Origin of the sequence: Streptomyces chartreusis, from assembly GCF_008704715.1 — a bacterium.
Taxonomy (GTDB): Bacteria; Actinomycetota; Actinomycetes; order Streptomycetales; family Streptomycetaceae; genus Streptomyces; species Streptomyces chartreusis.
In genome coordinates this window covers 7,976,269-8,002,658 of sequence record NZ_CP023689.1, presented here as the reverse complement: position 1 = coordinate 8,002,658, position 26,390 = coordinate 7,976,269, and the positions used below count along the sequence as shown (strand labels likewise).

The window sequence follows — 26,390 nt, the reverse complement described above, 5'->3', positions numbered from 1 at the left end:
CATTGCGGACAGCGGTGGACAGTCCTCAGTCGCGGACGGAGATCTCCACTCGCCCGTCGCTGACCAGCGCGGACAGGGCCGACAGGTCCTTCACGACGAGGTCGGCGTCGACCTCGTGGGCCTGGTGGGTTGTGGTCAACGCCACGGTGGTCATGCCGGCGGCGCGACCGGCCGCGAGACCGGCGGGGGCGTCCTCGAACACGACGCAGTCGGCCGGATCGACGCCCAGTTCACGGGCGGCGAGGAGGTAGGGCTCGGGGTCGGGCTTGCCGCGGGTGATGTCGTCGGCGGTGATCATCGTCTTGGGGAGGATGCCGACGGCGTCGAGCCGGGCCTCGGCGAGGCGGCGGGTGGCGGAGGTGACGACGGCCCAGCGGTCGGCGGGCAGCGAGTCGAGGAACGCCTTGGTCCCGGGCAGCAGTTGCACCCCGTCGTTCGGCACGTCCTCGACCTCCATCGCCTCGATGCGTGCGAGAGCCTCCGGTACGACGTCGGCGGGCAGCAGTTCGGCGACTATCTCGACGGCCGGACGTCCGTGCAGCTCGACCCTGCCGAACTCCTCCGTGATCCCGTACTCCTCGGCCCACCGCGCCCAGCAGCGGTCCACGGAGGCGAGGGAGGAGACGAGAGTGCCGTCGTTGTCGAAAAGGAGGGCATGTGCACGGATCTTCATGCCCCCGACCCTACGGTGCCGTCCGGGGGCGGCCGCATCAGGTCTTTTGGGCCGTAATAGGCTCGCCGCATGTTTGATGCCCTGACGCTGGTGACCGGGGTCGCCGCGCTGTTGCTCGCCGCCTGGTGCGGCTGGGCGGCCTACCGTGACCAGCCCACCAAGGACTGGCACTTCATCGGGATGGCCGTGGTGACGCTGCTGGCCCTGGTGCAGCTGGTGGTCGGGATCGTGCAGCTGGCGCGGGGCGAGAAGCCGGAGCAGGGCACGACGATCTTCGTGGCGTATCTGCTGGGGTCGTTCGCGTGCGTGCCGGCCGCCGGCTTCATGTCGCTGGCCGAGCGGTCCAAGTGGGGTTCGGTGACGGTGGCCGCCGGCGGTGTGGTGCTGGCCGTGCTGGAAGTACGGCTCTTTGACATCTGGGGAGGCTGAGGTGGCCGTGACCGAGGAGAAGCCGACGCGGCTGATCAGCGGGCCCGGGGTGCTGCTGGTCTGGCTGTACGGCGTGATGGTCGTCGGGGCCGTGTCGCGGTCGGCGTACCAGATCGCGACGGAATTCGACCGGGCGCCGCTCGCCTACTCGCTCTCCGCGCTGGCGGGCATCGTGTACGGGTTCATCACGTACACGCTCGTCAGGGGTGGCGAAAAGGCCCGCAGGGCGGCGCTGGTGTGCTGCGCCGCCGAGCTCGCGGGCGTGCTGATCGTCGGTACCTGGACCCTGGTGGAGCCCTCGGCGTTCCCCGACGCGACGGTGTGGTCCGACTACGGCATGGGGTACCTGTTCATCCCCGTGCTGCTGCCGCTGTCGGCCATCTACTGGCTGCGCAGGGCGCGAACCCCTAAGCCGTAGCGACGAAGGCGCCGGCCGGCTTCTCCAGGACGACCATCGGGACCCCGTCGGCGCCCTTGGACGTGCCCACCGCCTCGTAGCCGACCTTGCGGTACAGGCGGAGGTTGCCCTCGCTGCGGTGGCCGGCCTCGAGGCGGAACCTCTTGGCGCCGCGCTGCTCGGTCAGGGCCGCCTCCGCCGCGCGCAGCAGCCTCGCGCCGATGCCGTGGCCCTGGAGGCGGGGGTGGACGCAGAGCTTGCCGATGGCGGCGGCGCCGTCCGCGGTGACACTGCCGCGCACCGAGCCGACCACCTCTTCACCGAGCCGTGCCACGAAGACGCAGTCCCCGGTCACCTCGGCCCGGACCGAGTCCAGGGTTTGGACGAGCGGGTCGATGCGGTAGTTGCCATACAGCGCCGCTTCGCTCTGGAAGCACAGGTACTGCAACCTGAAGATCTGCTCCGCGTCCTGCTCGGTCGCCGCAGAGATGGTCACGCTCATGCCCATGTGCGCACGCCTCCCGCTCACCTGATCGCCTGTTGTCCCCCACTCCTATCCCCGCGCACTGCGGGCCGCAACCTCCGGCGTGAGCAATCGGCGCAGACATCCCAGGCATCTGGAACGTTCCGGGCCGAGACTGCCCTGTGAGATACCCAACTCCCCCGCGATTTCCCGGTATGTCAGGTCGTTCGGCGAGAGCAGCGCCTCCATGAGACGGGGGCAACGGCCGGGCAGCCGGCGGACCGCGTCGCGCAGCGCCCGGTGCCGGGCGGCGGCCAGGGCGAGGTGCTCGGGGTCGTGGCGATCGGTGTCGGCGGCGGGCTCGTTCTCGTACGGCCGCTCGCGCCTCGTCGTACGGCGGCTGCGGCGGGCCTCGAAGCGGACGGCGCTGCGCAGCCAGCGGTGCGGATCGGCGGGCGGGCCGTCGGAGTCGAGGCGTTCCAGGAGGCGGAGCCAGACCGCCTGTTCCAGGTCGCCCGGCTCCGCTCCGGAGGCGGGTGCCTCGGCACGGGCCTCCGCGACGAGCAGCGGGCGCAGGGCGGAAACCAGGTCGTCCCTCATATCCGGCACGACGCGGCCGCCCGGGCGGAGGTTGCCCGGGCGGCCGGCGGTCACCCCAATCGGGGCGAAAGGCTCAGCCGTTGACGAAGTCCTCGCGGGCCAGCACTCCGGTGTCGGGGTTGTCGGTGAAGACACCGTCGATGCCGGTCGCGAAGTACGTCCGGTAGGCGCCGAAGACGTCGCCGTAGGCGTCCGCGTCGGTGCCCTTGCGGAAGTTCGCGGGCAGGAAGGGGTTCTCGTTGCGCATCGTGTACGGGTGCAGGATCAGCCCGACCTTGTGCGCGTCCGCCACCAGCGTGGTCGGCGTGGTGAGGTTGCCGGCCGCGTCCTTCGGGATGACCAGGTCCAGGGTGGGGCCGATGCCCTGGGCGTAGGAGGCGATCTCCCTGAGGCCGGCCGGCTTGACCAGGTCGGCGACGGTGCGCGGGTCGCCCGTCTCGACGAAGTCCCAGGGGCGGGAGGCCGCGCCGGAGAGCAGGACCACCAGCGGGTTGTCGACCAGCTTGTTCAGACGCTGGATGCTGGTCGGCTCGAAGGACTGGAGGATGACCGGCGAGTTCCGCCTGTCGCGGCCGTACTTGTGCAGCACCTTGGCGACCCGCTCCTCCAGGGCGAGGCCCTGCTTGCGGAAGTAGGTGGGGTGCTTGAGCTCGGGGTAGATCCAGACCTGCTTGCCGCGCTTGCGGGTCTGCTCGTCCTGCCAGCGCAGGACCTCCTCGAAGGTGGGGATCCCCCAGCGGCCGTTGTAGAGGGTGTTGTGCGGGCGGTTGGCCGGGATGCGCTCGGTCGCGCGCAGGGTCTTCAGCTCGGCGAGCGTGAAGTCCTCGGTGAACCAGCCGGTCGTGGCGACGCCGTCGAGGGACTTCGTCTTCCTGCGGTCGGCGAACTCGGGGTGGTCCGCGACGTCGGTCGTGCCGCCGATCTCCGGCTCGTGCCGGCAGACCAGATGGCCGTCCTTGGTGGGCACCAGGTCGCCCGCCTCGACGATGTCCGCGCCCATGTCGAGGGCCAGCTGGTAGGAGCCGAGGGTGTGCTCGGGCCGGTAGCCGCTGGCGCCCCGGTGGCCGATGATCGTCGGCTTCGGCAGGCTCTTCACTCCACCGCCACCGCCTCCGTGCCGGGCCTCCGCGGCCTTCGCCGTACCGGACAGCCCGAGGACCGCGCTGCCCGCGCCGAGCACGGCCGCGCCGAGAAGCATCCGCCGTCCGGTTACCGCCGTCTGCTCGTTCTCCTGGGTTCCCATGAGCGCCCTTCCTGCCTTCTCCTCGTCGATGCGGGCCGATCGTAGGTGCGCGTCCATGACAGGGGGGAGACCTGGGGCGTAACTCGCGGGGGACTCCGGATGTCGCATGAGAAAGGCGAGGTGACGACGCGTCGGATTCGACGCGGGCCCGCGGGGCACCCGCACAGGGTGCCCGTGAGCGATGTCCGTCACACGTTGCGCCCGTGTTACGGAGGGTCGGCGTCGCGTCACCGCAGGTAAAAGTGCGTCAACGGCGAGTAAGACCTCGGTGAAGTCGGCCCACCCGATGTGCGGTACCCCCTGGACCGCGAGTATCGTCCTCACCTGCACAGACATATACGAATCCCTTGACACCGGAGGGCCCGTTGTCCCGCTTCGCGCTCATCAAGGCAGTGCTCGGACCGATCATGCGCCTGATGTTCCGCCCGCAGGTGGAGGGCGCCGAGCACATTCCGGGCGACGGCCCGGTCATCCTGGCCGGAAACCACCTCACCTTCATCGACTCGATGATCCTTCCGCTGGTCTGCGACCGTCAGGTGCTGTTCATCGGCAAGGACGAGTACGTCACCGGCAAGGGCTTCAAAGGCCGCCTGATGGCCTGGTTCTTCACCGGCGTCGGCATGATCCCGGTGGACCGGGACGGCGGCCGGGGCGGTGTGGCGGCGCTGATGACGGGGCGCCGGATCCTGGAGGAGGGCAAGGTCTTCGGCATCTACCCCGAGGGCACGCGCTCACCCGACGGGCGGCTCTACCGGGGCCGTACCGGCATCGCCCGGCTGACGCTGATGACCGGCGCGCCGGTGGTGCCCTTCGCCATGATCGGCACGGACAAGATCCAGCCGGGCGGGGCGGGCATGCCGCGGCCGCGCAAGGTGACGGTGCGGTTCGGCGAGGCCATGGAGTTCTCCCGGTACGAGGGCATGGACCGGGACCGGTACGTGCTGCGGGCGGTGACCGACTCCGTGATGGCGGAGGTCATGCGGCTGTCGGGGCAGGAGTACGTGGACATGTACGCGAGCAAGGCCAAGGAAGCGGCGTAGCTCCGCTGGTTGGGCCGGGGGTTCGTGGGGCCGGCGAATGTCGGTCGGGTGCGGGTCCGTTGTGGTTTGTCGCGCGGTTCCCCGCGCCCCTATGGGGCGCCGCTCAGGTGGGTCGCCCGGTCGGCGGGCCGCTCCTTTGGCGGCCCGCCGTTCGCGTACTTCGCTACGACGCGGTGTTCTCCAGGCGCTGGCCCCTGAGCAGGAACCAGGCCGCCACCGCTGCTGCCAGCAGTACTGCCGCGCCTGCGCCCGCCGCGATCGCCAGGCCGTCGACGAATGAGGTGCGGGCCGCGTCGAGCATCGCCTCGGACGACTGGGCCGGCATGCCCGCCGCCGCCTCGACCGCGCCGCCGAGGGACTCGTGGGCCTCGGGCGGGGTGCCCGCCGGGCCGGTGAAGTCCCGGTAGACGCCGGTCACGATCGAGCCGAGGACCGCGATGCCGAGCGCCGCGCCCAGCTCGTACGCCGTCTCCGACACCGCCGAGGCCGCGCCCGCCTGCTCCTTCGGTACGGAGGAGAGGATCACGTCGGACGTCACCGTGAAGGAGAAGCCGGCGCCGATGCCGACGACGAGGAGAGCGGTGCCGAGCAGCGGGTAGCCCGTCGAGCCGTCGATCACCGTGAGCACGGCCAGGGCGAGGCCGATCGCCGCGAGACCGCCGGAGACCACGGCCCGTACCGAGAAGCGGCGGGCCACACGACCGGCGATCAGACCGGCCACGACCGCGCCGATCGCGGCCGGCAGCTCGGCGAGGCCCGCCTCCAACGGCCCCCTGCCCTGCACGAGTTGCAGGAACTGGGAGAGGAAGAAGACCAGGCCGGACAGGCCGAGGATGGTCAGCAGGTCGGCCAGGACCGCGCCGCTGAAGCCGCGCCTGCGGAACAGCCGCATGTCCAGCAGCGGGGCCGGCAGGGTGAGCTGGCGGCGTACGAAGCCGTACAGTGCGGCCGCGCCCAGCAGGCCCGCGGCGAGCGTGACCAAGGTGAAGCCATGGGTCGCCGCCTCCTTGACGGCGTACACGACAGCGATCATGCCGACGAGCGACAGGGTGACGCTGATCAGGTCCCACGGTCCGGGGCTCGGGTTGCGGGACTCGGGCAGCAGCTTGATGCCGACGAGGACCAGGACCACCATCACCGGCAGGTTGATCAGGAAGACCGAGCCCCACCAGAAGTGTTCGAGCAGGAAGCCGCCGACGATCGGGCCGACGGCGGTACCCGCGGACGCGGTCGCGCCCCAGATGCCGATGGCGAGGCTGCGCTCGCGCGGGTCGTGGAAGAGGTTGCGGATCAGGGCGAGGGTCGCCGGCATCAGGGTCGCGCCCGCGACACCGAGCAGGGCCCGGGCGACGATCAGCATCTCCGGGGTCGTCGCATACGCGTTGAGGACGGATATCGCGCCGAACGCCGTGGCGCCGACGAGCAGGATCCGCTTACGGCCGATGCGGTCGCCGAGGCTGCCCATGGAGACGAGCAGACCGGCGATCACGAAGGAGTAGACGTCGCCTATCCACAGGAGCTGCGTGCCGGAGGGCTTCAGGTCCTCGCTGATGTAGGGCGTCGCAAGGCCGAGGACGGTCGCGTCGACGGCCACCAGCAGCACGGCGAGCACGAGGACGGACAGCGCCAGCCAACGGCCGGGGCGCTTCGTCACCGCCTCGGTCGGGTTCGCCGTCTGCACGGTGCTGGTCATGATTCCTCTCTCGGTTGTGCGGGGTGACGCAGTGCGCCGCCGAGCAGCAGCTCGACGATCATGTGCGTGAAGTCGTTGCGGGCGACCCGGCCCTCGGCGACCGCCCAGGCTCCGGAGCCGAGCAGGCCGTAGAGCGCCTCGGTGAGCCAGACAGCGCTGAGGTCGATACGGAACTCGCCGCTCTGCTGGCCGCGTCGGAAGAGCGCGGCGATGCGTTCGTCGATGCGGGCCCAGCCCGCGTTCTGCTCCTCGCCCTCGAACAGCTGGTTCTCCGTGTAGAGGAAGGCGAGCAGTCCGGCCGAGGGCTCGATCTCGCGGACCAGCCGGTGCACGGCGTCCCGTGCCGGCCCCTCGTCCGGGCGGGCGGCGTCCAGCGCGGCCTCGCACTCGGCGATGCCGAGCGACTCCAGGGCCCGCACCAGCGCGTCACGCCCGGCGAAGTGCCGGTGCAGGGTGGCGCGGCTGATCCCGGCGGCCTTGGCGACCTCGTCCATGGTCGCGGTGGCTTTGCGGGTCAGCAGGGCCGCGGCGGTGCGCAGCACATGATCACGATCGACGGCCATGAGACAAGAGTAGCGCATGTGAGACATTGGTGTCTCACATTAGGCATGCGTGGCTCACGCCGCTGATCAACGGGGTTCTACGTCAGTGCCAGGGCAGCTGCCCGCGCCGCTCCCAGTACGCGCCCGGCTCCTCGACCAGCCCGGCGAGCCGCTCCAGCTGGGCCTCGTCGAGGTCCACGGCGGCGGCGTGCAGGTTGGACACGAGCTGGACGGTCGTCGCGGCACCGGAGAGGACCACGCCTGCCCAGGGCTCGCGCAGGATCAGGGCGAGCGCGACGGCGTCGCAGCCCAGGGAGACTTCCTCGGCCACAGCCTTGAGCGCGTCCGGCGCGTACGGGTCCGCGAGCCGCCCGTTGGCCATGCCCTCCTTGACGATCACGGTGAGCCCGGCGTCGTGCGCCTCGGCGAGCGCGGGCGCGGCCGAGGTCTCCAGGGCGTTGTACGTCGACTGGACGGTACGGAAGAGGGGCTCGCCGTCGACCGTCACCGCGAGGGCGGCACGGATGGCGTCGGCCTGGGCGGGGCCGCTGGTGGAGAAGCCGACGGTGAGGCCGGCGGCCGCCGCCTCGGCGAGCCTCGCGTGGAGGTCCTTGTCGGTGAGGGCGGGGCTGTCCGGGGTCACCGAGTGGATCTGGTAGAGGTCGAGACGGTCGCCGAGGAGCTCGTCGGACTCGGCGCGCTGACGCTCGTAGGTCCGCAGACCGTGGTCCTTGACCTCGTGCTTGTCGGCGTCGGTCGTCCAGTCCGCGGTGTAGGTGTAGCCCCACTTGCTGCCCACGACGATGTCGTCGAACGCGGGGCGGGCATTGAGCCAGTCGGCGAGGAACTCCTCCGAGCGCCCGTAGGAGCGGGCGACGTCGAAGTAGCGGACGCCCTGGGCGTAGGCGGCGTCGAGGAGTTCATGGGTTCGGGTGCGCAGCGATTCGACGCTGCGGTCGTCCCCGAGGTCGGTCTCCCGGCCGAGGTTGATGTAGCCGGGGCGGCCGACCGCGGCGAGGCCGAGCCCGATGTGGCAGGTCGGGGTGGTTGCTGTCGCCAGTCGGGCGAAGGGCATCGCGGGCTCCGTTCGGTCGGCTCCGGTACCGGATTCCGATCAACGTACCCCGCGATGCCCCCGGCAATCGGAGCTCGGCTCGCGCGGTGATTCGGCGAGTGCGGGCTCGTCGTGGCTTGTCGCGCCCACGCGGCGGAGCCGCACATCGATACAGCCCCGCACCCCTCCGGGCGCGGAGATCGGCGGCGTTGGATCAGCTCTGCCGCTTGGCGTTCGCCCAGACGTGCTGCCCCGCCACGTCCTGCTTCACCTCGGCCAGCTGGACCGCCACCGCGCTCGGTGCCGTGCCGCCGCGGCCGTTCCTGGAGGCCAGGGCACCCGGCACATTGAGGACCGTGCGCACCTCCGGCGTCAGGTGGGCGGAGATCTTCGCGAACTGCTCGTCCGTCAGGCCGTCCAGTTCCTTGCCCTCGGCCTCGGCGACCTTCACGCACTCGCCGGCGACCTCGTGGGCGACCCGGAAGGGGACGCCCTGCTTGACCAGCCACTCGGCGATGTCGGTGGCGAGGGAGAAGCCGGCCGGGGCCAGCTCCTCCATGCGCTCGCGGTTGACGGTGAGGGTCGCCATCATGCCGGTGAAGGCGGGGAGCAGGACCTCCAGCTGGTCGCAGGAGTCGAAGACCGGCTCCTTGTCCTCCTGAAGGTCACGGTTGTAGGCGAGGGGCAGCGCCTTGAGCGTGGCCATGAGGCCCGTGAGGTTGCCGATCAGCCGGCCGGACTTGCCGCGCGCCAGCTCCGCGATGTCCGGGTTCTTCTTCTGCGGCATGATCGACGAGCCCGTGGAGAACGCGTCGTGCAGGGTCACGAAGGAGAACTCCTTCGTGTTCCAGATGATGACCTCCTCGGCGATCCGGGAGAGGTTCACACCGATCATCGCGGTGATGAAGGCGAACTCCGCGACGAAGTCACGCGAGGCCGTGCCGTCGATCGAGTTGGCGGCGGACCCGTGCTCGAAGCCGAGGTCCTTCGCCACCGCCTCCGGGTCCAGACCGAGGGAGGAGCCGGCGAGCGCGCCCGAGCCGTACGGCGAGACGGCCGTGCGCTCGTCCCACTGGCGCAGCCGCTCGGCGTCCCGGGCCAGCGACTGCACGTGCGCGAGGACGTGGTGGGCGAAGAGCACCGGCTGGGCGTGCTGCAGGTGGGTGCGGCCGGGCATGGCCACGTCCGGGTGGGCCTCCGCGAGGCCGACGAGTGCGTCCTGGAGGTCGGCGATCAGGCCGCCGACGATACGGGCGTGGTCCCGGAGGTACATCCGGAAGAGGGTCGCGACCTGGTCGTTGCGGGACCGGCCCGCGCGCAGCTTGCCGCCCAGGTCCGGGCCGAGGCGCTCCAGCAGGCCCCGCTCCAGGGCGGTGTGGACGTCCTCGTCGGCGATCGTGCCGACGAACTCGCCGGAGGCCACGTCCGCTTCGAGCCGGTCGAGGCCCTCGATCATCCGGGTCAGTTCGTCCTGCGTGAGGAGCCCCGCCTTGTGCAGCACGCGCGCGTGGGCGCGGGAGCCGGCGATGTCGTACGGCGCCAGCCGCCAGTCGAAGTGGACGGACGCGGACAGCTTGGCCAGGGCCTCGGCGGGACCGTCGGCGAAACGGCCGCCCCAGAGCCGTACGTCACCGCTGTTGCTGCTCACTCGCTGCGCTCCTCGGGAGGTCTGGGTGTGGCACCGCCTCCCCGTGGCGTGAAACGGGGAGGCGGTCGTCAGGCTAGTGCGCACTCAGCACGCTCACCATGCATTGACATGCATGAGTATGCAGAGGGCCGCATGATTCGTCAATTCGGGTCGGGTGCGGTGGAAATTCCGGTGTGCTCTTTGAACGCGAGAAACCGCTTACCCGTACTTCTCGCCGGACGCAGGCGCCGCGTTCGCAACCGACGACACCCCCGAACCCGAGTGAGGCATCCGCATGTCCAGGGCTCTTCCGAAGTACAACAAGCGTCGCGTCGCGTTCATCGGCGGCGCCGCCGCGGTGGCGCTGTCCGGCACGGTCATCGCCGGGTTCGCCCTCGCCGGGGAGACGTCCCGGAACGCTGGTACGAACGCCCGCACGCTCGCCGGGCCCGGCACCATCTCCTGCCCGGACGTGACCGGTCAGCTGCCCGCGATCCCTGCGTCCGCACAGGCCGAGGTCGACCGGAACATCGCACTGCTCCAGACCCAGATCGACGAGGCCGACCAGCGACTCGTCGACACCGTCGGCCAGGGCGGACCCAACTTCGTCCAGAACGCCATCCTCGGCCCCCTGGAGGACAAGCGCATCGCCACCCTCAACCGCATCGAGACCGCCATCGGCCGCGCGGCCGCGAAGCCCGAGGGACTGGAGGCGTTCGCCGCCTGCTCCCTGAACGCCGGAGGCGGCGCGGAGGCGGGCGCGGGAGAGGAGGCCGGGGCCGGGGCCGGTGCTGGAGCAGGTGCCGGTGAGGAGGCGGGCGCCGGTGCGGGCGAGGAGGCCGGGGCCACGCCGAGCGAGACGGCGGCGGGCGACGCGGGCAACGCGGGTGACGCGGGCGAGGGCGCCGGCGGCGACGCGGGCAATGCCGGCGTCGGGCGGATCGGCTGCCCGGACGTGACCGGTGAGCTGCCCGCGATCCCGGCTTCCGCACAGGCCGAGGTCGACCGGAACATCGCACTGCTCCAGACCCAGATCGACGAGGCCAACCAGCGCCTCGTCGACACCGTCGGACAAGGCGGACCCAACTTCGTCCAGAACGCCATCCTCGGCCCCCTGGAGGACAAGCGCATCGCCACCCTCAACCGCATCGAGACCGCCATCGGCCGCGCGGCCGCGAAGCCCGAAGGGCTGGAGGCGTTCGCCGCCTGCACGCTCACCCGGTGACGTGACAGGCAGCCAGGGCCGCCCCGTTGGCACGCCGGCCGGGGCGGCCCTGGTAACGCCAACTGGACGTCAACTGGACGCCACAATTCCTTAGACAGGCGAACGATCCCCGTCCATAATCGGTTGACGTGGGAAAAACTTATGAACGCATAGACGGCCGGCTGCGCACGTTCATCGAGGAGCAGCCGCTCTTCTTCACCGCGACCGCTCCGCTGTCCGCCGACGGCACGGTCAATCTCTCCCCCAAGGGCCTCAAGGGCTCGTTCGTGATCCTCGACGAACTCACGCTGGCCTACCTCGACTTCGCCGGCTCCAACGCCGAGACCATCGCGCATCTGCGGGAGAACGGCCGTATCACCCTCATGTGGTGCGCCTTCCAGGGCCCGCCGAACATCGTGCGGGTGCACGGCCGGGGCGAGGCGGTCTTCCGCGACGACCCCCGGTTCAAGGAACTGCTCGGGCACTTCCCCGACATCGACCCGTCGCTGCACGGGCTGCGCGCGATCATCCTGGTGCGGGCCGATCACATCCGCGACTCCTGCGGCTACGCGGTCCCCCTGATGACGTACGACGAGGACCGCGATCTGCACGGCAAGCGGTTCGCCCGGGAGGACGACGAGTCCCTCAGCGCGTACTTCGCCAAGAAGGACTACATCGCGACCAGCCTGGATGGCCTACCCGGCGTGCCGTTGCCGCTGCCTCCGTCTAGCTTCTGAGCCATGCGCCCCGGTGTCGTCGCCCTCGCTTCCGCGTCCCTCCTCGTGCTCGGCGCCGCGCCGGGTGAGGGACCGCGGCCGCTGCCCGCGCGTATGGCCGACACCGGGGGCGGCAGCCAGCTGATCACCGCCGTCGCGGCGCGGGCCGGCTCGACGTCGGGGACGGTGACCTGGTGGAACCGGGCCGGCGGGCGCTGGGTGAAGGCCGGTTCGGCGTCGGCCCGGTTCGGCGCGAAGGGGCTCGTCCGGGGCACGAAGCGCAGGCAGGGCACGAACACGACACCGACGGGGCTGTACGGGCTGCCGTACGCCTTCGGCATCGAGAAGGTACCGCGCGGGACGACGTACAGGTACCGCCGTGTGCACCAGGGCTCCTGGTGGTGCCAGGACAACGGCTCCCGTGCCTACAACCGGTGGAGCGAGCCGCGGGCCCGTGACTGCCGGGCCTCCGAGTCCGAGCACCTGATCTCCTACGGGGCGCCGTACGCGCACGCGCTCGTCATCGGCTTCAACTACGACCGTCCGGTGAAGGGGCGCGGCGCCGGGATCTTCCTCCATGTGAAGGGGCGCGGGGCGACGGCCGGTTGTGTGTCGGTGTCGCGGGACGCGATGCGGCGGATCCTGAAGTGGGCCGAGCCGAAGCGCCGGCCGCACATCGCGATCGGCACGGCGGGCGGCACCACGGCGATCACCCGGTACTGACCGGCACAGGACCACCACCACCGAACAACCACCGCTGAACACACGGACCTCCCCGCACGTATCTCAGGGCCAAGGGACCACGCCACCCCCCTTGCTCCCGTCCCCGGAGGAACCGTGACCACCACGATCGCGGGCGGCCGTGCCGCCCGACGCCAGACGATGCGCCGCATCCGACCGCGCCGCTCCCCGGCCGTTCCGCTGGTGATCGCCCTATGGGCGGGCGCCGCCGCCGTGCTGTGGCTGTGGTGGGACAACACCCCGTCCCTCGCGGACAACACCGCCAAGATCATCGCCGCGGGCCGGATCACCGGTCTGCTCGCCGGCTACCTGATGGCGCTCGTGGTGCTCCAGATGGCGCGGGTGCCCGCGCTGGAGCGGCGGGTGGGCTCGGACCGGGTCGCACGCTGGCACGCGATGAGCGGCCGCTACACGGTCTGCCTGGTCATCGCGCACGTCTTCCTGATCATGTGGGGCTACGCGCTCCAGGCCGGCAAGACGCTGGGCGGCATCGTCCAGCAGACGATCGACTCGGTCAACACCCTGCCGGACATGGGCAAGGCGGCCATCGGCACCGGTCTGCTGTTCTTCATCGCGCTCATCTCCATCGGGGGCATCCGCCGCCGGATCCCGTACGACACCTGGTACCACGTGCACCTGCTGACGTACGCCGCGGTGTTCCTGACGTTCTGGCACCAGATCACCACCGGCAACGAGTTCGCCGTCGAGCCCACCGCGAAGACCTTCTGGTACGGGCTGTACGGCGCGGTGACCGCGGCCGTGCTCTGGTACCGCGTGATCACCCCGATCCGTCTGAACCTGCGGCACCGGATGTACGTCGAGGCGGTCATCGAGGAGACGCCGGGCATCGTGTCGGTGCTGATCGGGGGGCGCAAGCTGCACCGGATGGGCGCGGAGGCCGGGCAGTTCTTCCGCTGGCGGTTCAAGGCGCCGGGCATGCGGTTCAGCTCCCACCCGTACTCCCTGTCGGCGGCGCCCCGCCCCGACATGCTGCGGATCACCGTGAAGGCGATCGGCGACCACACCTCCCGCCTGCGGGATCTGAAGCCCGGCACCAAGGTGTGGGCCGAGGGTCCGTACGGCGCCATGACCGCCCAGCGCCGCAGCCGGGGCAAGGTGCTGCTGGTGGCGGGCGGCGTCGGCATCACACCGATGCGGGCCCTGTTCGAGACGCTGCCGGGCGCGTCCGGCGACATCACCCTGCTCTACCGGGCCAACAGCACCCAGGACCTGGCGCTGTGGGACGAGCTGGCGAAGATCGCCGACGAGCGCGGGGCCCGGCTGATGTACGCCGTCAACAGCCCCGACGGCGAGCGGCCCGACATCTCGGCGGAGCGGTTGCAGCAGAAGCTCCCCGACATCGACAAGCACGACGTGTTCATGTGCGGGCCGACCGGCTTCGCACAGTCCGTCTACGAAGCACTGCGCGACGCGGGTGTGCCTGCCCGCCGCATCCATCACGAGTCGTTCGAGATGTGAGCGACGGGACTTCAAGACTTCAGGAGCTGTAGAAGCCATGAGGAAGAGTCACCCCATCCGGCGTGTCGTGCTTGCCGGAGCCGCCACCGTGTCCGGGATCGTGCTGCTGCTGTCGCTGAAGCCGGCGTCCGACCCGGGTTCCGCGCAGGCGGCGGGCGTCGGCGCACCGCCGGCGGCCTCGGCCCAGGGCGGCGCCCAGGCGGCCGGGTCCGGCACGGTCACCGGTGAGGCGGCGCAGACGCAGTACGGCGCCGTGCAGGTGCGGCTGACCGTGAGCAACGGGAAGATCACCCGGGCCGAGGCCGTCCAGGCGCCCAAGGGCGGGCAGAGCGACCAGATCACCGCGAACGCCGTACCGAAGCTGAACCAGGCGGTCGTCGCCGCGCAGGGCGCCGACATCGACGCGGTGTCCGGGGCCACCTACACCAGCGCCGGCTACAAGGAATCCCTCCAGTCGGCGATCGACAAGGCGAAGGCGGCCGGCGGCTCTTCACAGGGCTCGGGTTCACAGGGCTCGGGTTCGCAGGGCGCCGGCTCAGAGGGCTCCGGTTCGCAGGGTTCGGGCGCCGCGCAGGCCAAGACCGTCACCGGCAGCGTCGCGCAGACCCAGTACGGCGCGGTCCAGGTCCGGATCACGGTCACCGGCGGGAAGATCACCCAGGCCGAGACGGTGCAGGCGCCCAAGGGCGGGCAGAGCGACCAGATCACCGCGAACGCCGTGCCCAAGCTCAACCAGGCGGCCGTGACCGCCGGCAGTGCCGACATCGACGCGGTCTCCGGGGCCACCTACACCAGCGCCGGCTACAAGGAGTCGCTCCAGTCGGCGCTGGACCAGGCCGGTGGCTGACACGGTGGTGGAACCGACACAGGCTCCCGCCGCGGTACGTCGGGCGGAGGAGGTCATGGGGACGGTCGTCTCCTTCGACGTCCGCGGCGGGGATCCCGATGCCGTGCGGTCGGCGCTGGAGGAGGCGGTCGCGGGGCTGCACCGGGTCGACGAGGTGTTCAGCACGTATCGCGACGGCAGCCAGATCTGCCGGCTGGCGCGCGGGGAGCTGACCATCGACGAGTGCGACCCGGAGGTGACCGAGGTCCTGGACCTGGGCGCCGAGGCGGAGCGGCTCAGCGAGGGCTGGTTCAGCACGACCTACGAGGGCCGTTTCGACCCGACCGGCATCGTCAAGGGCTGGTCGGTCGAGCGGGCGGCGCGCCGCCTGGCGGACGTCCCGGGCGTGACCGGCGTCAGCGTCAACGGCGGCGGCGACGTCCAGCTCCTGGGCACACCGGGCCCCCAACGCCCCTGGCGCGTCGGCGTGTCCGACCCGCTTCGCCCCGGCGGCCTGGCAGCGGTGATCTCCGCCGCCGGCCTGAACGAACTGGCGGTGGCCACCTCCGGCACGGCGGAACGCGGCGCCCACATCGTCGACCCCCGCACGGGCCGCTCCGCGGTGACGGACCTGGTGGCCGTGACGGTGGTGGCCCCCCGGCTCACCTGGGCGGACTGCTGGGCGACGGCAGCCTTCGCGATGGGTTCACGCGAGGGCCTGACCTGGCTGGAGTCGCTCCCGGACGTGGAGGCCCTGCTGATCACGGCGGGCGACGAGGTGCGGTGCACGGGGGGCCTGGCGGCTCGACTCGGGTGACCGGTCCCACCCAGGGGCGCGGGGAACTGCGCGATCAGCCCCGACGCACCCGTGGTCGGCAGCGCACCCGCCGCCCCCTCAGTGCCCGTTCTGAGCCAACCGCAGCAAGTGATCGGCGAGAGCCTGACCCCCCGTGGGGTTCCGGCTGATCAGCAGCAACGTGTCGTCACCGGCGATCGTCCCCAGAATGTCGTGCAGCTCGGCCTGGTCGATGGACGAGGCCAGGAACTGCGCGGCCCCCGGAGGGGTACGCAGGACCACGAGATTCGCCGAGGCCTCCGCGGAGATCAGCAGCTCCTGCGACAGCCGCCGCATCCGCTCCTCCTTCGCCGACTCGCCCAGCGGCGCACGGGGGGTCCTGAAACCACCCTCGCTCGGCACCGCGTAGATGAGGTCGCCGTCGTTGTTGCGGATCTTCACGGCGTTCAGCTCGTCGAGGTCCCGGGAGAGCGTCGCCTGAGTGACGCTCAGCCCGTCGTCGGCGAGCAGCTTCGCCAGCTGGCTCTGCGACCGCACCGGCATCCGGTTGAGGATGTCCACGATCCGGCGGTGGCGGGCGGTGCGGGTCTGTGGCACGGCAGGCCCTGCGACCCCGTTGTGCTCGTGGTCCTGCGCCTGACTCATCGTCGTCCCATTCTCCGGATCATGCGTCCCCGTCGGCCGTGTCGGCCCCGTCCAGGATGCCGGGAAGGGCCTGAAGAAGCGCCTCCACTTCGTCGTCCCCGAGGTTCAGCGGCGGCATGAGCCGTACGACATCGGGGGCGGGCGCGTTCACCAGGAATCCGGCGTCCTGAGCCACCTGCTGCACCTTGGCGGCGAGCGGCTCGGTGAGCACGATACCCAGGAGCAGGCCCGCACCCCGGACATAATCGATCAACCGGTGATCGAGAGCGTCGATTCCGTCGCGCAACTTCTCGCTCTGCTGCTTGACGTTCTCCAGCAACCCCTCGTTCGCGATGGTGTCCAGCACGGCCAGACCAGCGGCGCACGCGACGGGGTTTCCCCCGAAGGTCGTCCCGTGGTGACCGGGCTGGAGCAGCTCCGCCGCCCGGCCGAACGCGACCGTCGCGCCCAGCGGCAGCCCGCCGCCGAGCTGCTTGGCGAGGGTGACGACGTCCGGCAGGACGCCCTCGCTGGCCTGGTAGGCGAACCAGTGCCCGGTGCGCCCGGTGCCGGTCTGCACCTCGTCCAGGACCAGCAGCGCACCGGTGGCGGCGGTGATCGCCCGTGCCGCCTTGAGGTAGCCGGCCGGCGGGACCACGACGCCGTTCTCGCCCTGGATGGGCTCGATGATCACCAGGGCCGTCTCCTCGGTGACGGCCGCGGCCAGCGCCTGCGCGTCGCCGTAGGGCACGTGGGTGACGTCGCCCGGCAGCGGCAGGAACGGGTCCTGCTTGGCGGGCTGGCCGGTGAGGGCGAGGGCGCCCATGGTGCGGCCGTGGAAGCCGCCGTCGGTGGCGACCATGTGGGTCCGCCCGGTCAGCCGGCCGATCTTGAACGCGGCCTCGTTGGCCTCGGCGCCGGAGTTGCAGAAGAAGACCTTGCCGTCCCGGCCGAAGAGCTGGAGGAGCCGTTCGGCGAGGGCGACGGTCGGCTCGGCCATGAAGAAGTTGGAGATGTGGCCGAGGGACGCGATCTGCCTGCTCACGGCGTCGACGATCGCCGGGTGGGCATGGCCGAGCGCGTTGGTGGCGATGCCGCCGACGAAGTCGAGGTACTGCCTGCCGTCGGCGTCCCAGACCTTCAGGCCCTCGCCGCGCACGAGAGGGAGCCGCGGGGTGCCGTAGTTGTTCATCAGCGAGCCCTGCCACCGCTGGGCGTACTCCTGATTGACGGTCATTCGGCGTCCCCCTCTGGCGCGTCCGGCACGACCATCGTGCCGATTCCCTCGTCGGTGAAGATCTCCAGCAGGATCGAGTGCTGGACCCGGCCGTCGATGACGCGGGCGGTGGTCACGCCGCCCCGGACGGCATGCAGACAGCCCTCCATCTTCGGCACCATTCCGGAGCTCAGCTCCGGCAGCAGCTTCTCCAGTTGGGAAGCGGTGAGGCGGCTGATCACCTCGTCGCTGTTGGGCCAGTCCTCGTAGAGGCCCTCGACGTCCGTGAGGACCATGAGGGTTTCGGCGCCAAGAGCAGCAGCGAGTGCCGCAGCCGCCGTATCAGCATTGACGTTGTAGACATGTCCGTCGTCCTGGCTCCGGGCGATCGACGAGACGACCGGGATACGGCCGTCGGCCAGCAGGGCCTCGATCGCGCCCGTGTCGATGTCGGTGATCTCGCCGACCCGTCCGATGTCGACGAGCTCGCCGTCGATCTCGGGCCGGTGCCGGGTGGCGGTGATGGTGTGGGCGTCCTCGCCGGTCAGGCCGACGGCGAGCGGGCCGTGCTGGTTGAGCAGGCCGACGAGCTCGCGCTGCACCTGTCCGGCCAGCACCATCCGTACGACGTCCATGGCGTCCTCGGTGGTGACGCGCAGGCCGGCCTTGAACTCGCTGACGATGCCGTGCTTGTCGAGGGCGGCGCTGATCTGCGGGCCGCCGCCGTGCACGACGACGGGCTTGAGGCCGGCGTGGTGCAGGAACACCACGTCCTGTGCGAACGCGGCCTTCAGCTCCTCGTCGATCATGGCGTTGCCGCCGAACTTGATGACGACGGTCTTGCCGTTGTGCCGGACCAGCCAGGGCAGCGCCTCGATGAGGATCTGGGCCTTCGGGAGCGCGGTGTGCTTCCGCGCGGGTGCGTTGGTCATGACGAGTAGGCGCTGTTCTCGTGGACGTAATCCGCGGTCAGGTCGTTGGTCCAGATCGTGGCGGTGTCGGAGCCCGCGGCGAGGTCGGCGACGATGTGCACCTCGCGGTAGCGCATGTCGACCTTCTCGCGGTCCTCGCCGACGCCGCCGTTCTTGCAGACCCAGACGCCGTTGATGGCGACGTTGAGCCGGTCCGGCTCGAAGGCGGCCTTCGTCGTGCCGATCGCGGAGAGCACCCGGCCCCAGTTGGGGTCCTCGCCGTGGATGGCGCACTTGAGGAGGTTGTTGCGGGCGATGGAGCGGCCCACCTCGACGGCGTCGTCCTCGGTCGCGGCGTTGATCACCTCGACCTTGATGTCCTTGCTGGCGCCCTCGGCGTCCCGGATCAGCTGCTGGCCGAGGTCGTCGCAGACGGCCCGTACGGCCTCGGCGAACTCCGCGTACTCCGGGGTGACTTCGGAGGAGCCCGAGGCGAGCAGCAGCACGGTGTCGTTGGTGGACATGCAGCCGTCGGAGTCGACGCGGTCGAAGGTCGTACGCGTCGCGGCCCGCAGCGCCTTGTCCAGATCGACGCTCCCGACGACCGCGTCCGTGGTGAGCACGACCAGCATGGTGGCGAGGCCGGGGGCGAGCATGCCCGCGCCCTTCGCCATGCCGCCGACGGTCCAGCCGTCCTTGCTGACGACGGACGTCTTGTGGACCGTGTCGGTGGTCTTGATGGCGATGGCGGCCTTCTCGCCGCCGTGCTCGCTCAGGGAAGCGGCCGCGGTCTCGACGCCGGGCAGCAGCTTGTCCATCGGGAGCAGGACGCCGATCAGACCCGTCGAGCAGACGGCGACCTCGATCGCGCCGCGGTCGAGTACCTCGGCGACCTTCTCGGCGGTGGCGTGGGTGTCCTGGAAGCCCTTCGGGCCGGTGCAGGCGTTGGCGCCGCCGGAGTTCAGCACTACGGCCGAGATCTGACCGCTCCTGAGGACCTGCTCGGACCACAGGACCGGGGCGGCCTTGACGCGGTTGGAGGTGAAGACGCCCGCGGCGGCGCGGCGGGGACCGTCGTTGACCACGAGGGCCAGGTCCGGATTGCCGTTCTCCTTGATCCCGGCGGCGATACCCGCCGCCCGGAACCCCTTTGCTGCCGTGACACTCACGGTGCGACTCCGATCGTGGAAAGCCCGGTGTTCTCGTGAAACCCGAGGGCGATGTTCATGCTCTGGACGGCACCACCGGCCGTGCCCTTGGTGAGGTTGTCGATGGCGCTGATCGCGATGATGCGGTTCGCGTCGGCGTCGAACGCGACCTGCACCTGAACGGCGTTCGAACCGTAGACGGACGCCGTGGCGGGCCACTGCCCCTCGGGGAGCAGGTGGACGAAGGGCTCGTCGGCGAACGCCTTCTCGTACGCGGCGCGCACCGACTCGGCGGTGACACCGTCCTTGGCCTGCGCGCTGCACGTGGCGAGGATGCCGCGGGGCATGGGCGCGAGGGTCGGCGTGAAGGAGACGGAGACCCGCTCCCCCGCCGCCGCGCTGAGGTTCTGGATCATCTCGGGCGTGTGCCGGTGACCGCCGCCGACGCCGTACGGCGTCATGGACCCCATGACCTCGCTGCCCAGCAGATGCGGCTTGGGCGCCTTGCCCGCGCCGGACGTGCCGGAGGCGGCGACGATCACGGCCTCGGGCTCGGCGAGCGAGGCGGCGTAGGCCGGGAAGAGGGCGAGCGAGACGGCGGTCGGGTAACAACCGGGCACCGCGATGCGCTTGGACCCCTCCAGCGCAGCGCGGGCACCCGGCAGCTCGGGAAGGCCGTACGGCCAGGTGCCGGCGTGCGGGGAGCCGTAGAACCGCTCCCAGTCGCCCGCGTCCTTCAGCCGGAAGTCGGCGCCCATGTCGACGACCAGCGCGTCCGGGCCGAGCTGCTCGGCGACGGCCGCGGACTGCCCGTGCGGCAGGGCGAGGAAGACGACGTCGTGCCCGCCCAGCACCTCGGGAGTGGTCTCCTGGAGCACGCGGTCGGCGAGCGGCAGCAGGTGCGGCTGGAGCGCACCGAGTCGCTGCCCGGCGTTCGAGTTGCCGGTCAGGGCGCCGATCTCGACCTCGGGGTGCGCCAGGAGCAGGCGCAGCAGTTCCCCGCCCGCATACCCGCTCGCTCCGGCCACTGCCGCACGTACCGCCATGGAATCCTCCTCCTAGACGGCATGACTATACGTTTCGCCGCAGTTTTATGCAATCACTGATCGCCGTGACGGCGCTCCACTGTGACTGAGCGCTTCAGGTGGCGGGTGAGCGGCTGAGTTGGCGGGGCCGTGTGTGCTGGTTGGCGGGGAGTGTGTCGGCGTCGATTTTCCTGGTCAGGTTGTCGGCGTACTCGCCGAGGAGTCGCCGGAGGGTCGCGTAGTGCGGGCCGGGGTCCAGTCGGCCGGCGAGCTGGTGCCAGGTGGTGGGGCGGCGTGTAGCCCAGGCCTGCCGAATCTGCGGAGGCTGGTCATGTTCGAGGGGGCGCGGAGCGAAGAGGTGTTCGCCGCCGGTGACACGGGTCCAGATGAAGATGGATGCAACCTGGCGCTTGCGGTCGTCGAGGACGGGCTGTTTGCCGATGGTCCGGGGGAGCTGGGCGGTCATTTCCCCCCAGTCATTTTGAGGAAGGACCCAGTCGCGCAGGGAGTCCCGCCGCCGTTGATAGTCGGGCAGCCGGTCTCGATGCTCGCCTACGTGTAGGCCGAGTTCGGTCATGGCGATGCGGAAGTCGGTGGGGGCGTCCTTGGCGCCGATCCAGAAGCGGTCGTCGTCGATGCCGACGGGGATTTTGTCGATGGGGATGCCCAGGAGGAGGGCGGCCTCGCGGGTCTCGCAGTGGGCGGCCCGGCGAACGAGGTTGATGGCCGCGCAGCGGCGGACTAGCCGTTGATCGAGGGGGATGCCAGCGGGCCGGATGAAGCGGTCGTACCAGTCCTGTTCCAGGAACGCCGGAATGTGGTGGGGCACGAACCCTGGGCCGCGGGGGACGAACCGGTCGACAGTGGCCGGAGTGGCGTTAACCAGCGGCTTCAGGATCTCGCGCAGCCGCTGCGAGCAAGTGCCTTGGTGTCGCGCGACGAAGCGGAACCAGGACATGCGGCTGTCGTGGGTGTAGAAGGAGACCTCGAACAGGCTCATGATCCGGTGCTTGGAGTTCGTGGCGAACAGCATGGAGTCGGCAACGCCGATCAGCGCCCCGCAGACCGCGGCGTCTGCCGGTGCCGTGTTCATCACGCTCACCCGGTTGCGCCTTTCGGCTGGAGAGTTCTTGCCCGCCCGGAAGTACGCGTTCACGGAGTTCAGGAGGTCGGGCTCCAGAAGGTAACGGGAGCGGGGCCATGAGGAGGCGATGAAGCCCATGACCATCCGCAGGTCGGTCAGACTCTCTGTGGTGGAGGCTCCGGACAGGGCGGGGTCGAGTTGGTTCAGGAGGTCGCGCTGGAGGCCGAGAAGATTCCGGCTGGGCCGGATCGGCGTCCCGGTGAGGTCGAGCAAGGTTCCGCAGGCTATCCTGCGGTCCGCGTCCTGAGTCGGGGGCGGGGAAACGGCATTGGGCGGGGTGCAGGAGGCGGGCGCCGGGTCGGATCAGCAACGGCCCGCCTGCGGGCCGTCTGTCGGGGCGGCGACAGGTGGGGCACTGGTGTTCCAGGAAACACTCGTGCTCAAGGCAGGCGAAGACGACCGCGAGGTGCCATTGCTTCTCCCAGGGGCCGCCGTGGGCCTGCTGGATGGCCGATCCGTCTCCGGCCAGGCATTGCGGGCAGTAGCGGGGGGGAGCCGGTGAAAAGCCAGTGGTCGAGGCGACGGTATCCGGCGCCCCGGGGCTGTCCGAGGCTGAGAGCCAGGGGTGGGTAGTGCTCGCGCAGGCCGGTCAGAGTGAGTGCGGCGGCTTCTTCGCGGCTGAGCCGGGTCGCGGCGGCGAATCCGGCGAGGGTCTCCGGCGCTGGGTTGATCAAGAGCTGGTGGCTGAGGCTGACCAGACCCTGGCCGGCCATCGACAGCAGGCCGGTTCGCCGGGCCACGTCAGAGGGGGCGAGATCGAGCCGGTGGGCGAGCCGCAACACGTAGCCGGGCAGGGACTCCCCCGGCAGCGGGTCAAGGCTCCGGGGCAGCGGACGCATCCTCAGCTACCGGTCCCTGCGGCCGGACCCTGGTCGTCGAGGACGGTGTTCCTCGGACGGTTCCGGCTGCTGCTCTTGGGCGGCGCCTTCAGGCCGGGAATGTCGGAGATCTTCCCGGCACCCAGGTCGCGGCTGTCGGCGGAACCGAGGTTGATAGGAATGCCGTCCAGGAGAGACTCGGTCAGGTATTCGGCGCCGGAGCTGATGGCTTCCTGGCAGCCGTCCTCGACCAGCCTCTCAAGGAGGCCGACCACACCGGCCGTGCGCTCGTAGAGGTACTCGGGCATGGTGCCCGAAGTGAGCATGCCCGGCTCGGCTTTGAGCAGGCGAAGGTGGCCCTCGACGTCGGCGAGGTGATCAGCCCAGGCCATGATCTGCGCGTCGGTGTCGTAGCGGAAGCGGTCGAGTTCGACCACGTCGAAGCGCCGCTCGGTCTGCGTGGCTTCCTCTCCGTGTACCAGCTTGTGGCGGGAGGGTGGGAAGGCGACCTGGCCGGTGCGCGGATCGGGACGGCCTTCGCGCAGCAGGCCGGTGCTGTGGATGTTGACGCCGACCAGGATCAGGGTGACGTTCATGCTCATGAACGCCCGGATCAAATCGAGCGTGCCCTGGTCATCTGCGCGGTGCATGCGGAGCCTCGTGATGTCGTCCAGCAGCAGGGCTTTCGTTCCGTGTTCGCGTAGGGACAGTGCGACCTGACGGATCAGATCGGGCAGGTCCAAGCGCGGATTCACCTCGGCGCCGTAGAAGGGAAGGATGGCCTTGCAGAGGCTCTTGGGCTTCGCGGTCACCGGTGTCTGCACGTAGGCGACGGGAACGTGGAGGTCTCGGGCGCCAGGGACGGCCTGGGGGTTGAGGTAGCGGTGCAGGGCTAGCCAGTCCTCCTCGAACGTGGCCAAGCACTCGCAGGCCGTCTCGGTCTTCCCCTGATAGCCGCCGCCGGTGATGATCAGGCCGGACAAGGTGGTCGGCTTCTGCTTGACCGCGTTGCTCTGGACCCGTCCCCGCAGCCGTTTGGTGACGGCCAGGCTCATCGGGGTCTGTAACAGCGGCAGGTTGGCGTGGGTGACCGCGCGGTGCAGATCGTGCAGGGCCTTGTCCTTGGGGCTCAGGTGCCGCCACCCAGCGAGCGTCAGCCGCGGTGTGGGCACGAAGGTGGTCCGGGTGGCCACCCAGTTCTGCCAGCGCTCGACGGTGTCCCGCACTGGCGGCGGCCCGGGACGAAGAAGCTCCGTCGGCCCGGTCGTATTCATGCTGGCTCCGGGCCCTGCTCGTCCGGCTGGTCGTCGTCCTGGTCGCCGGGCAATCGGAAGAAGCTGCGTTCCCGCAGTGCCTCGCCCAGCAGGGCTGGCGGAGTCGGCGGCCTGAAGGCCAGCGCCGCCTGACGGCGCTACTGCCGGTCGGCGGTGACGGCCCTGCGGATGGAGATGGCCAGCTCGGACGGCCGGGCCGGGTCGGGAAGGGCAGTGACTGTGGCGGGTGGCCGGTCGGCTGCGGCCGACCGTGCCCTGGCCAGTTCGCGGGCCCGCTCGGCCTTCTGCGCTGTCGTCATCTGGGTCGGCCACTGGTTCACCGGAGTCCGCGTGGCTAGCAGTTTCAGCAGCACCGGCAGCAGTTCCCGGTCATCGAGCGGCCTTAGACCGGCGCAGGCGGCCTGGGTGAGGAGTTCACCCACCCGCGCATCGGAGAAGGCCGGAACGTCACCTCCAGGCGGCAGGCCGTTCCAGTCCAGGGCGTGCCAGCAGCCCCGCCGAGCGGGATCTTCGAAGAAGACCTGACGGCAGTCGCGCGGATCGCGGTGGACCGCCCACTTGCCCGCGTGGCGCCCACTGCGCCCGGAGCGCCTGTCGCGACAGGGATCGAGCACCGGGTCGGCGCCGCCGTATCAAAGTCCGCCGATCTTCACCCCGCGCCGGGCGTCGATCTTCACGAAGTGGGCGGGCAGCAGCTCGTAGTACAACTCCGGCTCCGGCATCTCCAGACTGATCCCGTCGCGGGCCGCGGCAGCGGCGAACAGCGTGTTCGGGCTGTGCCGCCCACCCGGGTCCCACGCCGCCGCACACTGCTCCAGCCTGCGGTTTTGCCACACCGAGACGATCCAGGTCGCCAGCAGGTGCTCCATCTGCGACAGCGTCCAAACCGCATCGCCCTCCGGATCGGCGCCGCGGTCGGCAACATCGACACCGCGGTAGCCGAGCAACAACTCCAGCAGCAGCGACTGGATTCCTGCGAACGCGCGCTCGCAGGCAGCCTTGTCTGTGGGACGCATCGCGCGAGCCGGCAGCAGATCGATCCCCAGCCGACGGGCGACAGCAACGACGTGATGGTTCTTGTAGACACTCCCGTGATCGGCCGTCACCGTCTCCGGCGCGAAGAACCGCAGCCCCGCCACCGGATGCCCGGCGAACTCCGCCACCAGCGCGCCCGGCACCCCGGGGTAAGACCATTCCATCTCCTCACCCCAGTCCGCGCGCATGGGCAGCGGCAGCAGCACATCCCGCAGCAGCATCGCCAGCTCCACCGACGACTCCGACACCGGCGTGAGCCGGAAGGCGACCAGCGAATGCGAGTAGGAATCGAGAGCCAGCGTCAGATGGACGGTGACAGGGGCGCCGAACACGTCGTCGAGGACCTTCACCGGCAGCGGCGTGGTGTCCAGCGCGACCACCTGCCCCGGCCGGGTGACCACGACCTTCGCCTTGCCCGTCTCCACTGCCGCGGCCGACCGGACATAGCGCTGGCGGGCGCCCTGCGAACCGAACCACTCCTTCCAGATCTTCGCGAGCGTCGTGTAGTGCGGGATCTTCTCCTCCGCCGCCGGGCCGAACTTCTCGCGCACGTACTGGTGGATCAACCGCTCCTTGGTCTTCATGCTCACCCTGGAGCGGTGCTCGCACTCGGCATGGACGGCCCGGATCGCTTCGGTAACCTGATCGGTGACCGTCCGTCTGCCCCGCAGCGGCGGTGTCCACCGCCCGTCCGCCAACCCCGTCAGCCCGTGCTCGGTGTACTGGGCGGCCATCCGCTCCAGCGTGCGCTGGCTGATCCACTCCAGCCCCAGCTGTTTGGCCTCCCTCCGGTCCAGCGCCTTCAGCTCGGCCGCCTTCGCCCGGCGCCGCTCGGTCAGCGTGGTGCGCTCCAGGTCGTACTCGGGCCTCGACTCTCCCGGCAGGGCCCAATAGCGGCTCCCGCTGCGATAACCGGTCTGCGCCTCCAGCAGATGCGCCGCCCGGATCTGAGCCCGCGTCAGGTCATGGCCGTACAGGTCCTCGACCCGCTGCGGCTGGCGCTCCCCACCCATCACGGCCTCCCCACCGGATAGACCCACGCGGCATCACCCAGCGGCTGGGCAAGATCCACCGCCAGCTGCCGGCGCCAAAGCAGATGAAGAGCGTGTGCACGGGCGACCGCCGTCAGCGACGTCGCCTCCACCAGCTCGCCGAACCGTCGCGGACGTTCGGCAACCAGACCCAGCAGTTCACCGTGCAGCCCAAGACGGTCGGCCATCGGCCGCCGCCGGGCCGACAACACATCCAGTCCGGTGGCCACGTGACGGCGCCAGCCGGTCACCACCAGGTAGCGCCATCCCGCCACTGCAGCCGCCCGCTCGGCCGCAGCGAACTTCACCAGATCCCTGTCCTTGATCAGATGGCCGGGCCGGACGTCGACCAGCACCGCCGTCCCGGGCAGCAGGACGAGGAAATCCGGAGTGTGGTCCTCGGAACCGTCGACAGTGGTGAACTTCAGCTTGAACTGCTGAGACAGCACCTCCTCGGCGCTGTCCAGAAAGTCCAGGGCCAACAGCAGGCGACGCTCAGCCAGGCTCTCGAAACCGTGCATCCGGCCCGTGGTCACCATGTACGCAAGTCCCGGCCGATGACGCTGACGAGCCCGCCATGTGAAGCCGCGAACCGGCACCGAGGCAAACGTCGGGAAAACGGCCAAGTCCTGGACCGGGCA

At 70.4% G+C, this 26,390-nt stretch carries 27 protein-coding genes and 1 pseudogene; 9 read left to right on the top strand and 19 right to left on the bottom strand.

Annotation, left to right across the window (positions count from 1 at the left end; genetic code table 11):
* Window positions 1-25: 25 nt before the first annotated feature.
* Complete coding sequence (locus CP983_RS35390; RefSeq protein WP_107909321.1) at window positions 26-673, bottom strand: HAD family hydrolase; 648 nt, start codon at window positions 671-673, stop codon at window positions 26-28.
* 69 nt (window positions 674-742) lie between these two features.
* Between CP983_RS35390 and CP983_RS35385 the strand changes: the two genes are divergently transcribed.
* A complete protein-coding gene (locus tag CP983_RS35385; protein WP_150504134.1) occupies window positions 743-1,102 on the top strand; it encodes a hypothetical protein in 360 nt (119 codons plus the stop codon).
* A 1-nt stretch (window position 1,103) separates the two neighbouring features.
* Complete coding sequence (locus CP983_RS35380; RefSeq protein ID WP_150504132.1) at window positions 1,104-1,520, top strand: hypothetical protein; 417 nt, start codon at window positions 1,104-1,106, stop codon at window positions 1,518-1,520.
* On the opposite strand, the gene CP983_RS35375 is transcribed toward CP983_RS35380, so the two are convergent.
* From CP983_RS35375 to CP983_RS35365, 3 genes are all read right to left on the bottom strand, one after another.
* Window positions 1,510-2,007, bottom strand: a complete 498-nt coding sequence (locus CP983_RS35375) for a GNAT family N-acetyltransferase (RefSeq protein ID WP_107909319.1) — start codon at window positions 2,005-2,007, stop codon at window positions 1,510-1,512. The two genes, CP983_RS35380 and CP983_RS35375, sit on opposite strands and share 11 nt — an antisense overlap.
* A gap of 45 nt (window positions 2,008-2,052) precedes the next feature.
* Entirely contained in the window at window positions 2,053-2,562 is a 510-nt protein-coding gene (locus CP983_RS35370; protein ID WP_107909471.1) for a sigma-70 family RNA polymerase sigma factor, read from the bottom strand.
* Window positions 2,563-2,635: 73 nt separating this feature from the next.
* Window positions 2,636-3,805 carry a glycerophosphodiester phosphodiesterase gene (locus CP983_RS35365; protein WP_150504130.1) on the bottom strand — a complete coding sequence of 390 codons (1,170 nt, stop codon included), beginning with the start codon at window positions 3,803-3,805 and terminating at the stop codon, window positions 2,636-2,638.
* Between the two features lie 365 nt (window positions 3,806-4,170).
* Here CP983_RS35365 and CP983_RS35360 point away from each other — a divergent pair, with 365 nt between their 5' ends.
* Window positions 4,171-4,845 carry a lysophospholipid acyltransferase family protein gene (locus tag CP983_RS35360; RefSeq protein ID WP_030967672.1) on the top strand — a complete coding sequence of 225 codons (675 nt, stop codon included), beginning with the start codon at window positions 4,171-4,173 and terminating at the stop codon, window positions 4,843-4,845.
* Window positions 4,846-5,008: 163 nt separating this feature from the next.
* Here the strand turns inward: CP983_RS35360 and CP983_RS35355 are convergent, their stop codons facing one another.
* The 4 genes from CP983_RS35355 to argH all read right to left on the bottom strand — a co-directional run bounded on the left by CP983_RS35355 (window position 5,009) and on the right by argH (window position 9,782).
* Window positions 5,009-6,538: an MFS transporter gene (locus tag CP983_RS35355; protein ID WP_150504128.1), complete on the bottom strand. Its 1,530-nt coding sequence runs from the start codon at window positions 6,536-6,538 to the stop codon at window positions 5,009-5,011.
* Complete coding sequence (locus tag CP983_RS35350) at window positions 6,535-7,101, bottom strand: TetR/AcrR family transcriptional regulator (RefSeq protein ID WP_176577801.1); 567 nt, start codon at window positions 7,099-7,101, stop codon at window positions 6,535-6,537. The genes CP983_RS35355 and CP983_RS35350 overlap by 4 nt, the downstream gene beginning before the upstream one ends.
* A gap of 82 nt (window positions 7,102-7,183) precedes the next feature.
* Window positions 7,184-8,155 carry an aldo/keto reductase gene (locus CP983_RS35345; RefSeq protein WP_107909316.1) on the bottom strand — a complete coding sequence of 324 codons (972 nt, stop codon included), beginning with the start codon at window positions 8,153-8,155 and terminating at the stop codon, window positions 7,184-7,186.
* Between the two features lie 193 nt (window positions 8,156-8,348).
* A complete protein-coding gene (gene argH, locus CP983_RS35340; protein ID WP_150504126.1) occupies window positions 8,349-9,782 on the bottom strand; it encodes an argininosuccinate lyase in 1,434 nt (477 codons plus the stop codon).
* A 274-nt stretch (window positions 9,783-10,056) separates the two neighbouring features.
* On the opposite strand from argH, the gene CP983_RS35335 reads away from it, so the two are divergent.
* The 6 genes from CP983_RS35335 (at window position 10,057) to CP983_RS35310 (ending at window position 15,544) form a co-directional block, all read left to right on the top strand.
* Window positions 10,057-10,986, top strand: coding sequence for a hypothetical protein (locus CP983_RS35335; protein ID WP_150504124.1), 930 nt, complete (start codon window positions 10,057-10,059; stop codon window positions 10,984-10,986).
* Between the two features lie 128 nt (window positions 10,987-11,114).
* Window positions 11,115-11,702, top strand: a complete 588-nt coding sequence (locus CP983_RS35330) for a pyridoxamine 5'-phosphate oxidase family protein (protein WP_107909313.1) — start codon at window positions 11,115-11,117, stop codon at window positions 11,700-11,702.
* 3 nt (window positions 11,703-11,705) lie between these two features.
* The gene (locus tag CP983_RS35325; protein ID WP_150504122.1) at window positions 11,706-12,404 is read left to right on the top strand and encodes a L,D-transpeptidase family protein; all 699 of its coding nucleotides are present in this window, start codon (window positions 11,706-11,708) and stop codon (window positions 12,402-12,404) included.
* Window positions 12,405-12,518: 114 nt separating this feature from the next.
* The gene (locus CP983_RS35320; protein ID WP_030960202.1) at window positions 12,519-13,901 is read left to right on the top strand and encodes a ferredoxin reductase family protein; all 1,383 of its coding nucleotides are present in this window, start codon (window positions 12,519-12,521) and stop codon (window positions 13,899-13,901) included.
* 37 nt (window positions 13,902-13,938) lie between these two features.
* The gene (locus CP983_RS35315) at window positions 13,939-14,748 is read left to right on the top strand and encodes an FMN-binding protein (protein WP_150504120.1); all 810 of its coding nucleotides are present in this window, start codon (window positions 13,939-13,941) and stop codon (window positions 14,746-14,748) included.
* Between the two features lie 55 nt (window positions 14,749-14,803).
* Window positions 14,804-15,544, top strand: a complete 741-nt coding sequence (locus tag CP983_RS35310) for an FAD:protein FMN transferase (RefSeq protein WP_229914961.1) — start codon at window positions 14,804-14,806, stop codon at window positions 15,542-15,544.
* Window positions 15,545-15,622: 78 nt separating this feature from the next.
* Here the strand turns inward: CP983_RS35310 and CP983_RS35305 are convergent, their stop codons facing one another.
* From CP983_RS35305 to CP983_RS35255, 11 genes and pseudogenes are all read right to left on the bottom strand, one after another.
* Window positions 15,623-16,168 (bottom strand): arginine repressor, encoded by a 546-nt coding sequence (locus tag CP983_RS35305; RefSeq protein WP_125524811.1) that lies wholly within the window; start codon window positions 16,166-16,168, stop codon window positions 15,623-15,625.
* A 19-nt stretch (window positions 16,169-16,187) separates the two neighbouring features.
* Window positions 16,188-17,384, bottom strand: a complete 1,197-nt coding sequence (locus CP983_RS35300; protein WP_125524812.1) for an acetylornithine transaminase — start codon at window positions 17,382-17,384, stop codon at window positions 16,188-16,190.
* Window positions 17,381-18,295 carry an acetylglutamate kinase gene (argB, locus tag CP983_RS35295; protein WP_107909309.1) on the bottom strand — a complete coding sequence of 305 codons (915 nt, stop codon included), beginning with the start codon at window positions 18,293-18,295 and terminating at the stop codon, window positions 17,381-17,383. Before argB ends, CP983_RS35300 begins: the two co-directional genes overlap by 4 nt.
* The gene (gene argJ, locus CP983_RS35290) at window positions 18,292-19,443 is read right to left on the bottom strand and encodes a bifunctional glutamate N-acetyltransferase/amino-acid acetyltransferase ArgJ (protein WP_150504118.1); all 1,152 of its coding nucleotides are present in this window, start codon (window positions 19,441-19,443) and stop codon (window positions 18,292-18,294) included. The genes argB and argJ overlap by 4 nt, the downstream gene beginning before the upstream one ends.
* Window positions 19,440-20,468: an N-acetyl-gamma-glutamyl-phosphate reductase gene (gene argC, locus CP983_RS35285; RefSeq protein ID WP_150504116.1), complete on the bottom strand. Its 1,029-nt coding sequence runs from the start codon at window positions 20,466-20,468 to the stop codon at window positions 19,440-19,442. The genes argJ and argC overlap by 4 nt, the downstream gene beginning before the upstream one ends.
* A 94-nt stretch (window positions 20,469-20,562) precedes the next feature.
* The gene (locus tag CP983_RS35280; protein ID WP_150504114.1) at window positions 20,563-21,804 is read right to left on the bottom strand and encodes a hypothetical protein; all 1,242 of its coding nucleotides are present in this window, start codon (window positions 21,802-21,804) and stop codon (window positions 20,563-20,565) included.
* Between the two features lie 163 nt (window positions 21,805-21,967).
* A pseudogene (locus CP983_RS45280) lies at window positions 21,968-22,430 on the bottom strand (TniQ family protein); the annotation flags it as partial.
* Window positions 22,431-22,432: 2 nt separating this feature from the next.
* A complete protein-coding gene (locus CP983_RS35270; protein ID WP_150504110.1) occupies window positions 22,433-23,683 on the bottom strand; it encodes an AAA family ATPase in 1,251 nt (416 codons plus the stop codon).
* Between the two features lie 137 nt (window positions 23,684-23,820).
* The gene (locus tag CP983_RS35265) at window positions 23,821-24,105 is read right to left on the bottom strand and encodes a hypothetical protein (protein ID WP_150504108.1); all 285 of its coding nucleotides are present in this window, start codon (window positions 24,103-24,105) and stop codon (window positions 23,821-23,823) included.
* 210 nt (window positions 24,106-24,315) lie between these two features.
* Complete coding sequence (locus tag CP983_RS35260) at window positions 24,316-25,731, bottom strand: transposase family protein (RefSeq protein WP_150504106.1); 1,416 nt, start codon at window positions 25,729-25,731, stop codon at window positions 24,316-24,318.
* A complete protein-coding gene (locus CP983_RS35255) occupies window positions 25,731-26,348 on the bottom strand; it encodes a TnsA-like heteromeric transposase endonuclease subunit (protein WP_229914968.1) in 618 nt (205 codons plus the stop codon). Before CP983_RS35255 ends, CP983_RS35260 begins: the two co-directional genes overlap by 1 nt.
* Between the last annotated feature and the right edge of the window lie 42 nt (window positions 26,349-26,390).

Excerpts from the sequence above, each read along its gene's own strand:
- CP983_RS35390 (WP_107909321.1), bottom strand. The coding sequence starts at position 673 with ATGAAGATCCGTGCACATGCCCTCCTTTTCGACAACGACGGCACTCTC.
- CP983_RS35385 (WP_150504134.1), top strand. The coding sequence starts at position 743 with ATGTTTGATGCCCTGACGCTGGTGACCGGGGTCGCCGCGCTGTTGCTC.
- CP983_RS35375 (WP_107909319.1), bottom strand. The coding sequence starts at position 2,007 with ATGGGCATGAGCGTGACCATCTCTGCGGCGACCGAGCAGGACGCGGAG.
- CP983_RS35370 (WP_107909471.1), bottom strand. The coding sequence starts at position 2,562 with ATGAGGGACGACCTGGTTTCCGCCCTGCGCCCGCTGCTCGTCGCGGAG.
- CP983_RS35365 (WP_150504130.1), bottom strand. The coding sequence starts at position 3,805 with ATGGGAACCCAGGAGAACGAGCAGACGGCGGTAACCGGACGGCGGATG.
- CP983_RS35355 (WP_150504128.1), bottom strand. The coding sequence starts at position 6,538 with ATGACCAGCACCGTGCAGACGGCGAACCCGACCGAGGCGGTGACGAAG.
- CP983_RS35350 (WP_176577801.1), bottom strand. The coding sequence starts at position 7,101 with ATGGCCGTCGATCGTGATCATGTGCTGCGCACCGCCGCGGCCCTGCTG.
- CP983_RS35345 (WP_107909316.1), bottom strand. The coding sequence starts at position 8,155 with ATGCCCTTCGCCCGACTGGCGACAGCAACCACCCCGACCTGCCACATC.
- CP983_RS35335 (WP_150504124.1), top strand. The coding sequence starts at position 10,057 with ATGTCCAGGGCTCTTCCGAAGTACAACAAGCGTCGCGTCGCGTTCATC.
- CP983_RS35325 (WP_150504122.1), top strand. The coding sequence starts at position 11,706 with ATGCGCCCCGGTGTCGTCGCCCTCGCTTCCGCGTCCCTCCTCGTGCTC.
- CP983_RS35315 (WP_150504120.1), top strand. The coding sequence starts at position 13,939 with ATGAGGAAGAGTCACCCCATCCGGCGTGTCGTGCTTGCCGGAGCCGCC.
- CP983_RS35310 (WP_229914961.1), top strand. The coding sequence starts at position 14,804 with ATGGGGACGGTCGTCTCCTTCGACGTCCGCGGCGGGGATCCCGATGCC.
- CP983_RS35305 (WP_125524811.1), bottom strand. The coding sequence starts at position 16,168 with ATGAGTCAGGCGCAGGACCACGAGCACAACGGGGTCGCAGGGCCTGCC.
- CP983_RS35300 (WP_125524812.1), bottom strand. The coding sequence starts at position 17,384 with ATGACCGTCAATCAGGAGTACGCCCAGCGGTGGCAGGGCTCGCTGATG.
- argB (WP_107909309.1), bottom strand. The coding sequence starts at position 18,295 with ATGACCAACGCACCCGCGCGGAAGCACACCGCGCTCCCGAAGGCCCAG.
- argC (WP_150504116.1), bottom strand. The coding sequence starts at position 20,468 with ATGGCGGTACGTGCGGCAGTGGCCGGAGCGAGCGGGTATGCGGGCGGG.
- CP983_RS35270 (WP_150504110.1), bottom strand. The coding sequence starts at position 23,683 with ATGAATACGACCGGGCCGACGGAGCTTCTTCGTCCCGGGCCGCCGCCA.
- CP983_RS35260 (WP_150504106.1), bottom strand. The coding sequence starts at position 25,731 with ATGGGTGGGGAGCGCCAGCCGCAGCGGGTCGAGGACCTGTACGGCCAT.